General features: G+C 71.0%; 6 protein-coding genes and 1 pseudogene. 4 read left to right on the top strand and 3 right to left on the bottom strand.

The window, feature by feature from the left end; all coding sequences use genetic code 11:
* The 3 genes and pseudogenes from B7767_RS18085 to sucC form a co-directional block, all read right to left on the bottom strand.
* Positions 1-242, bottom strand: a pseudogene (locus tag B7767_RS18085) (aldehyde dehydrogenase); the annotation flags it as partial.
* A gap of 53 nt (positions 243-295) precedes the next feature.
* Entirely contained in the window at positions 296-1,213 is a 918-nt protein-coding gene (gene sucD / locus B7767_RS18080) for a succinate--CoA ligase subunit alpha (RefSeq protein ID WP_085573098.1), read from the bottom strand.
* 14 nt (positions 1,214-1,227) lie between these two features.
* Positions 1,228-2,358 (bottom strand): ADP-forming succinate--CoA ligase subunit beta, encoded by a 1,131-nt coding sequence (gene sucC / locus B7767_RS18075; RefSeq protein WP_085573097.1) that lies wholly within the window; start codon positions 2,356-2,358, stop codon positions 1,228-1,230.
* A 190-nt stretch (positions 2,359-2,548) separates the two neighbouring features.
* On the opposite strand from sucC, the gene B7767_RS18070 reads away from it, so the two are divergent.
* From B7767_RS18070 to B7767_RS18055, 4 genes are all read left to right on the top strand, one after another.
* On the top strand, positions 2,549-4,231 hold the full coding sequence (locus B7767_RS18070) for a thiamine pyrophosphate-binding protein (RefSeq protein WP_085573096.1): 1,683 nt from the start codon (positions 2,549-2,551) through the stop codon (positions 4,229-4,231).
* A gap of 11 nt (positions 4,232-4,242) precedes the next feature.
* A complete protein-coding gene (frc, locus tag B7767_RS18065) occupies positions 4,243-5,475 on the top strand; it encodes a formyl-CoA transferase (RefSeq protein WP_085573095.1) in 1,233 nt (410 codons plus the stop codon).
* A gap of 4 nt (positions 5,476-5,479) precedes the next feature.
* Entirely contained in the window at positions 5,480-7,624 is a 2,145-nt protein-coding gene (locus tag B7767_RS18060; RefSeq protein WP_085573099.1) for an acetate--CoA ligase family protein, read from the top strand.
* A gap of 121 nt (positions 7,625-7,745) precedes the next feature.
* The coding region (locus B7767_RS18055; protein WP_179167184.1) for an MFS transporter at positions 7,746-8,288 on the top strand (543 nt) is incomplete at its 3' end.

Genomic DNA, 8,288 nt, shown 5'->3' with positions numbered 1-8,288 from the left:
TGCTGGTCGAGCGCGGCGCGCACGGCCTGCCGGGCGGTGGCCCGGTCCAGGCGCGGCGGGCCCGCGACGGGACCGCCGTCGACGGGGCTGACGGCGGGCAGTGCCCGGCCGTCCGGCTGCCAGGCGGCGTTCCAGAGGTTGAGGACGCGGTCGTCCCGGAAGGCCTCGGGGGCGACGGTGAGGCAGCGCTGCCAGGCGTCGGCCCAGGAGGTGCCGGATTTGAGGGTGAGGGTGGGTGGCATGCGGTTCGCTCCGCTCTCGGTGCACGGTCGAGAGAAAGGGGGGTCCCAGGGCTTCAGCCGTCGGCGTTCAGGACGGCGAGCACCTGCCGGGCCGCCTCCGTGGGCGTGTCGCCGACCCTGACTCCGGCCGCCTCCAGCGCTTCCTTCTTCGCCCGCGCCGTACCGGACGACCCGGAGACGATCGCGCCGGCGTGGCCCATGGTGCGGCCCTCGGGGGCGGTGAAGCCGGCGATGTAACCGACGACCGGCTTGGTGACGTGGTCGCGGATGTACGCCGCCGCGCGTTCCTCCGCGTCGCCGCCGATCTCACCGATGAGGACGATCAGGTCGGTGTCGGGGTCGTCCTGGAAGGCGGCGAGGCAGTCGATGTGGGTGGTGCCGACGACGGGGTCCCCGCCGATGCCGACGCAGGTGGAGAAACCGGTGTCCCGCAGCTCGTACATGAGCTGGTAGGTGAGCGTGCCGGACTTGGAGACCAGTCCGACACGGCCCGGCTTGGTGATGTCGGCCGGGATGATGCCGGCGTTGGACTGGCCGGGGGTGATCAGGCCGGGGCAGTTGGGGCCGATGACGCGGGTGCCCTTGTGCCGGGCGTGGGCGAGGAAGGCGACGGAGTCGTGGACGGGGATGCCCTCGGTGACGACGACCGCGAGGCCGATGCCGGCGTCGGCGGCCTCGACGACGGCGTACTTGGCGAAGGCGGGCGGTACGAAGACGACGGTGACGTCGGCTCCCGTCGCGTCCATGCCCTCGGCGACGGAGCCGAAGACGGGGATCGCGCCGGGGGCGCCTCCCGGGCCGTCCGGGCGCCGGGGGACGTCGAAGTCGACGCTGCGGCCGGCCTTGCGGGGGTTCACCCCGCCGACGACGTTGGTGCCGGCGGCGAGCATCCGCCGGGTGTGCTTCATGCCCTCGCCGCCGGTCATGCCCTGGACGAGGACCTTGCTCTCCTTGGTGAGGTGGATCGCCATGTCGTCCGGTCTCCTCAGGGTGCGGTGGCGAGGTGGGCGGCCCGGCGCGCGGCGCCGTCCATGGTGGTGGCCTGTTCGACGAGCGGGTGCCGGCGCCCGTCGAGGACGGCCCGTCCCCGGGCCGCGTTGTTGCCGTCGAGCCGTACGACGAGCGGTCTGGTCAGCCGTACGGTGTCCAGGGCGCGGACGATGCCGTCGGCGACCGCGTCGCAGGCGGTGATGCCGCCGAAGACGTTGACGAGGACGGACTTCACGGACGGGTCGGAGAGGACGACCGACAGACCGTCCGCCATGACCTGCGCGGAGGCGCCGCCGCCGATGTCGAGGAAGTTGGCGGGGCGGGCTCCGCAGCCGGCCACCACGTCGAGGGTGGACATGACGAGTCCGGCGCCGTTGCCGATGACGCCGACCTCGCCGTCGAGCTTGACGTAGTCGAGGCCCTTGGCGGCCGCCGCGGCTTCCAGCGGGTCGTGGTGGGTGCCGTCCTCGGCTCCCCGACGCGCTCGGCGGAAGACGGCGTTGTCGTCGAGGGTGACCTTGCCGTCGAGGGCCATGATGCGGTCATCGGCGGTGCGGACGAGCGGGTTGACCTCGACGAGCAGGGCGTCCTCGCGGACGAGGACGTCCCACAGCCGGACGAGCACGTCGACCGTCCGCGGCGGCAGTCCGGCCGCCTCGGCGATGCGGGACGCCGTCGCCGGGGTGACTCCCTCGGCCGGGTCGACGGGGATGCGGGCGACCGCCTCCGGGCGGGTCGCGGCGACCTCCTCGATGTCCGTGCCGCCCTCGGCGGAGGCGATGGCGAGGAAGCGTCCGGCGGCACGGTCGAGGACGTAGGAGACGTAGAACTCCTCCGCTACGTCGACGGGCCGGGCCAGCATCACCGTGCCGACCGTGTGGCCCTTGATGTCCATGCCGAGGATCTGACGTGCCGTGAGTTCGGCGGCGGCCGGGTCGGCGGCGAGTTTGACGCCGCCCGCCTTGCCCCGTCCGCCGGTCCTGACCTGCGCCTTGACGACGACTCGGCCGCCGAGCCGGCGCGCGATCTCGCGGGCCTGTTTGGGCGATCCGGTGACCTCGGCCGGTGGCACCACGATGCCGTGTTCCGCGAAGAGTTCCCTTGCCTGGTGTTCGTACAGGTCCATCTCGGCTCCTGTCTGCGAAGTCGCCGGAAGGTCCGGGGAGGGGCCGGGACCGGCGACCGAAAAGTGCCGCGCACCCCCTGGACACCACCCATCGGATGCGGGATAACAAGCTTCATACAGTATTCGTCGACTGTATGCAATGTACCGCGAGAGCGTTCCCCACCCCCTAGGAAGGGACAAGGACTTCGCCATGCCCGACGACACCCAGGACGTCATCTCAGGCGGTCACCTCGTCGCCAAGGCCCTCAAGGCCGAGGGCGTCGACCGTATCTACACGCTGTGCGGCGGCCACATCATCGACATCTACGACGGCTGCGTCGACGAGGGCATCGAGGTCGTCGACGTACGGCACGAGCAGGTGGCCGCCCATGCCGCCGACGGTTACGCGCGCGTCACCGGCAAGCCCGGCTGCGCGGTCGTCACCGCCGGTCCGGGGACGACCGACGCCGTCACCGGAGTCGCCAACGCCTTCCGCGCGGAGTCCCCGATGCTGCTGATCGGCGGTCAGGGGGCGCTCAGCCAGCACAAGATGGGGTCGCTGCAGGACCTGCCGCACGTCGACATGATGAGCCCCATCACCAAGTTCGCGGCGGCCGTGCCCGACACGGCGCGTGCGGCGGACATGGTGTCCATGGCCTTCCGCGAGTGCTACCACGGTGCCCCCGGCCCCTCCTTCCTGGAGATCCCGCGCGATGTACTGGACGCCAAGGTGCCGGTGTCCAGGGCGCGCGTGCCGCAGCGGGGCGCGTACCGGGCGTCGACCCGGTCGGCCGGTGATCCCGAGGCCGTCGAGAGGCTGGCCGATCTGCTGGTGCACGCGGAGAAGCCGGCGGTCCTGCTCGGCAGCCAGGTGTGGACGACCCGGGGCACCGAGGCCGCAATCGAGCTGGTGCGCACCCTCAACGTCCCCGCGTACATGAACGGCGCGGGACGCGGCACGCTCCCGCCCGGCGACCCGCACCACTTCCAGTTGTCACGGCGGTACGCCTTCTCAGGCGCCGACGTCATCGTGATCGTCGGTACGCCCTTCGACTTCCGCATGGGCTACGGCAAGCGGCTCTCCCCCGACGCGACGGTCGTGCAGATCGACCTCGACTACCGCACCGTCGGCAAGAACCGCGACATCGACCTCGGGATCGTGGGCGACGCGGGGCTGGTGCTGAGGTCGGTGACGGAAGCGGCCTCCGGACGGGTGAACGGGGGCGCGTCCAAGCGCAAGGAGTGGCTGGACGAGCTGCGGGCGGCCGAGCAGACCGCCCTGGAGAAGCGGCTGCCGCAGCTCCGGTCGGACGCCTCGCCCATCCATCCGTACCGGCTGGTCAGCGAGATCAACGACTTCCTCACCGAGGACTCGGTCTACATCGGCGACGGCGGCGACATCGTCACCTTCTCCGGACAGGTCGTGCAGCCCAAGTCACCCGGGCACTGGATGGACCCGGGGCCGCTCGGCACCCTCGGCGTCGGTGTCCCCTTCGTGCTCGCCGCCAAGCAGGCACGGCCCGACAAGGAGGTCGTCGCCCTCTTCGGCGACGGCGCCTTCTCCCTCACCGGCTGGGACTTCGAGACCCTCGTCCGCTACGACCTCCCCTTCGTCGGCATCGTGGGCAACAACTCCTCCATGAACCAGATCCGCTACGGCCAGGCCGCCAAGTACGGCAAGGACCGCGAGCGGGTCGGCAACACCCTCGGCGACGTCCGGTACGACGAGTTCGCGCGGATGCTGGGCGGTCACGGCGAGGAGGTCCGCGACCCCGCCGACATCGGCCCCGCGCTGCGCCGGGCCCGCGAGTCCGGCAAGCCGTCGCTGATCAACGTCTGGGTGGACCCCGACGCGTACGCCCCCGGAACCATGAACCAGACCATGTACAAGTGAGGTGCACGCCCATGACCCCCAAGGCACTTGAGGGCATCCGCGTCCTCGACATGACGCATGTCCAGTCCGGTCCCTCCGCGACCCAGCTGCTGGCCTGGCTCGGCGCGGACGTCGTCAAACTGGAGGCGCCGACCGGCGACATCACGCGCAAGCAGCTGCGCGACCTGCCGGACGTCGACTCCCTCTACTTCACGATGCTCAACTGCAACAAGCGGAGCATCACCCTCAACACCAAGACCGAACGCGGCAAGGAGATCCTCACCGAGCTGATCCGGCGCTCGGACGTCATGGTCGAGAACTTCGGGCCGGGCGCGATCGACCGGATGGGGTTCACCTGGGACCGCGTCAGGGAGATCAATCCACGGATCGTCTACGCCTCCATCAAGGGTTTCGGGGACGGCCCGTACACCAACTTCAAGGCGTACGAGGTCGTCGCCCAGGCCATGGGCGGGTCGATGTCGACCACCGGCTTCGAGGACGGGCCGCCGCTGGCGACGGGGGCCCAGATCGGGGACTCGGGCACGGGGGTGCACGCGGTGGCGGGCATCCTCGCCGCGCTGTTCCAGCGGGAGCGCACCGGGCGCGGGCAGCGGGTGAACGTGGCCATGCAGCACGCGGTGCTCAACCTCTGCCGGGTGAAGCTGCGCGACCAGCAGCGCCTGACCCATGGTCCACTCGCCGAATATCCCAACGAGGACTTCGGCGACGAGGTTCCCCGCTCCGGGAACGCGTCCGGTGGCGGGCAGCCGGGCTGGGCGGTGAAGTGCGCTCCGGGCGGCCCGAACGACTACGTGTACGTCATCGTGCAGCCCGTCGGCTGGAAGCCGCTCAGCGAGCTCATCGGCCGGCCCGAGCTGGCCGACGACCCCGAGTGGGCGACGCCTCAGGCGCGGCTGCCGAAGCTGAACAAGATGTTCCAGCTGATCGAGGAGTGGTCCTCGACGCTGCCCAAGTGGGAGGTGCTGGAGCGGCTGAACGCGCACAACATCCCGTGCGGGCCGATCCTGTCCACCAGGGAGATCATCGAGGACCGCTCACTGGTCGCCAACGGGATGGTCGTCACCGTCCCGCACCCCGAGCGCGGCGAGTTCGTCACCGTCGGCAGTCCGCTGAAGCTCTCCGACTCCCCCGTGGACGTGGTCGCCTCCCCGCTGCTCGGCGAGCACAACGCGGAGGTCTACGTCGGTGAACTGGGCCTCGGGGACGAGGAGCTGCGCCTGCTCAAGTCGAACGGGGTGATCTGACGTGATGGCCGAGGACCGGACGCCGCGGGTCCGGGCGCTGCTGGACGCGGTGCGCGCCGAGGGCCGTACCGCGCTCACCGCGCCCGAGGGCAAGGTGATCGCCGACGCGTACGGGATCGCCGTGCCCGGCGAGGAACTGGCGGCCGACGTCGACGAGGCCGTGGCGTGCGCGGCGCGGTTCGGCGGGCCCGTGGTGATGAAGATCGTGTCGCCGGACATCCTGCACAAGACCGATGCCGGCGGTGTGATCGTCGGTGTGGAGGGCGCGGCGGACGTACGGGCGGCGTTCTGCCGGATCGTCGAGAACGCGCGGGCGTACGCCCCCGACGCCCGGATCGAGGGCGTGCAGGTGCAGGAGCTGCTGCCGAAGGGGCAGGAGGTCATCGTCGGCGCGGTCACCGACCCGACGTTCGGGAAGGTGGTGGCGTTCGGGCTCGGCGGGGTGCTCGTCGAGGTGCTGAAGGACGTCACCTTCCGGCTGGCGCCGGTGGACACCGACGAGGCGCTGTCGATGCTGGACTCGATCCGGTCGGCGGAGATCCTGCGCGGGGTACGGGGTCAGGAGGGGGTGGACCGGTGGGCGGTCGCCGAGCAGATCCGGCGGGTGTCGCACCTGGTGGCGGACTTCCCGGAGATCGCCGAGGTGGACCTCAACCCGGTGATCGCCACCGCGGGCGGAGCGGTCGCCGCCGACATCCGGGTGATCCTCTCCACCGGACGGCCGAAGGAGCGGCGCCGCTACTCGCGCGGGGAGATCCTCGCCTCCATGCGCCGGCTGATGCAGCCGCGTTCGGTGGCCGTGATCGGGGCCTCCAACGAGCCCGGCAAGATCGGCAACTCGGTGATGCGCAACCTCGTCGACGGCGGCTTCGCCGGGGAGATCCATCCGGTGAACCCCAAGGCCGATGACATTCTGGGCCGCAAGGCGTACAGGAGTGTCACCGACGTGCCCGGTGAGGTGGACGTGGCGGTCTTCGCGATCCCCGCCAGGTTCGTGGCCCCGGCGCTGGAGGAGGTGGGGCGCAAGCGGATCCCGAACGCCGTGCTGATCCCCTCCGGGTTCGCGGAGACCGGTGAGCACGAACTCCAGGACGAGATCGTGGCGGTCGCCGAGCGGCACGGCGTCCGGCTGCTCGGGCCCAACATCTACGGCTACTACTCGACCTGGCAGGACCTGTGCGCCACGTTCTGCACGCCCTACGACGTCAAGGGCGGGGTGGCGCTGACCAGTCAGTCGGGCGGCATCGGGATGGCGATCCTGGGCTTCGCGCGGACCACGAGGACGGGGGTGTCGGCGATCGTCGGGCTGGGCAACAAGTCGGACCTGGACGAGGACGACCTGCTGACCTGGTTCGGCCAGGACCCGCACACCGAGTGCATCGCGATGCACCTGGAGGACCTCAAGGACGGGCGCGCGTTCGTCGAGGCCGCGCGGCAGACCGTGCCGAAGAAACCGGTCGTGGTGCTGAAGGCGGGGCGCACGGCGGCGGGCGCGAGGGCCGCGGGCTCGCACACCGGCGCCCTGGCGGGCGACGACGCGGTGTACGACGACATCCTGCGGCAGGCGGGCGTCATCCGGGCGCCGGGTCTGAACGACATGCTGGAGTACGCGCGCGCGTTGCCCGTGCTGCCCACGCCGCGGGGCGACAACGTGGTGATCATCACCGGGGCCGGCGGCAGCGGGGTGCTGCTGTCGGACGCGGTGACGGACAACGGGCTGTCGCTGATGGAGATCCCGCCCGACCTGGACGCGGCGTTCCGGGAGTTCATCCCGCCGTTCGGGGCCGCGGGCAACCCCGTGGACATCACCGGCGGGGAGCCGCCGTCGACGTACGAGGCGACGATCCGGCTGGGTCTCGAGGACCCGCGCATCCACGCGCTGGTGCTCGGTTACTGGCACACGATCGTCACTCCTCCCCCGGTGTTCGCGGAACTCACCGCGCGGGTGGTGGCCGAGTTCCGGGAGCGCGGGATCTCCAAGCCCGTGGTGGCGTCCCTGGCGGGCGACGTGGAGGTGGAGGAGGCCTGCCAGTACCTCTTCGAGCGCGGGGTGGTGGCGTACCCGTACACCACCGAGAAGCCGGTGGCCGTGCTGGGCGCCAAGTACCGGTGGGCGCGGGCCGCGGGGTTGTTGGGGGGCGGCTCATGAGGTGAGGCGGCGGGGGCCGGCCGACGGGTGCGCGTCGGCCGGCCCCGGGACCCGCGCGCGCACGAAAGGCATTGGACAGGGGGCGCTGGCCAGAACTTTCGACGCTAGGGGTGCAAACGACATGACAACCACCGATGTCACACGGGTCGTCGCCTACCGGGAGGTGACCGACAGGAACGGACGCGTCTATCGCGTGGGCGAGTCCGACATCGACATCATGGGGCGCAAACGCAAGTGGATGGTGATCCTGCCCTGGATCGGCATGATGGGCATCTCCTCCGCCGAGTACGCGTTCGCGTCCGCCGAGGACACGCTCCACGAGGCCCACCACTGGTCCAGCGGCAGCATCTACTGGATGATGACCGCCTGGGTGTTCTGCCAGGCCGCGGTCGCCTTCCCGGCGGGGCGGCTGCGGGAGAGCGGCAGACTGCCCGCGCGGTGGGCGATGATGCTGGGCTCGGCCGGCACGCTGCTCGGCTATCTGTCGCTGGCGTTCGCGCCGCACGTCGCGCTCGCCTTCATCGGGTTCGGCGTGTTCAGCGGCATGGGCGCGGGCATGGTGTACGCGACCTGCGTCAACATGGTCGGGAAGTGGTACCCGGAGCGCAGGGGCGGCAAGACCGGCTTCGTCAACGGCGGTTTCGCCTACGGCTCGGTGCCGTTC

Source organism: Streptomyces sp. 13-12-16 (genome assembly GCF_002114215.1).
Lineage (GTDB): Bacteria > Actinomycetota > Actinomycetes > Streptomycetales > Streptomycetaceae > Streptomyces.
Note: the sequence above shows the minus strand (reverse complement) of the source record. Positions and strands in the feature narration are given on the sequence as shown.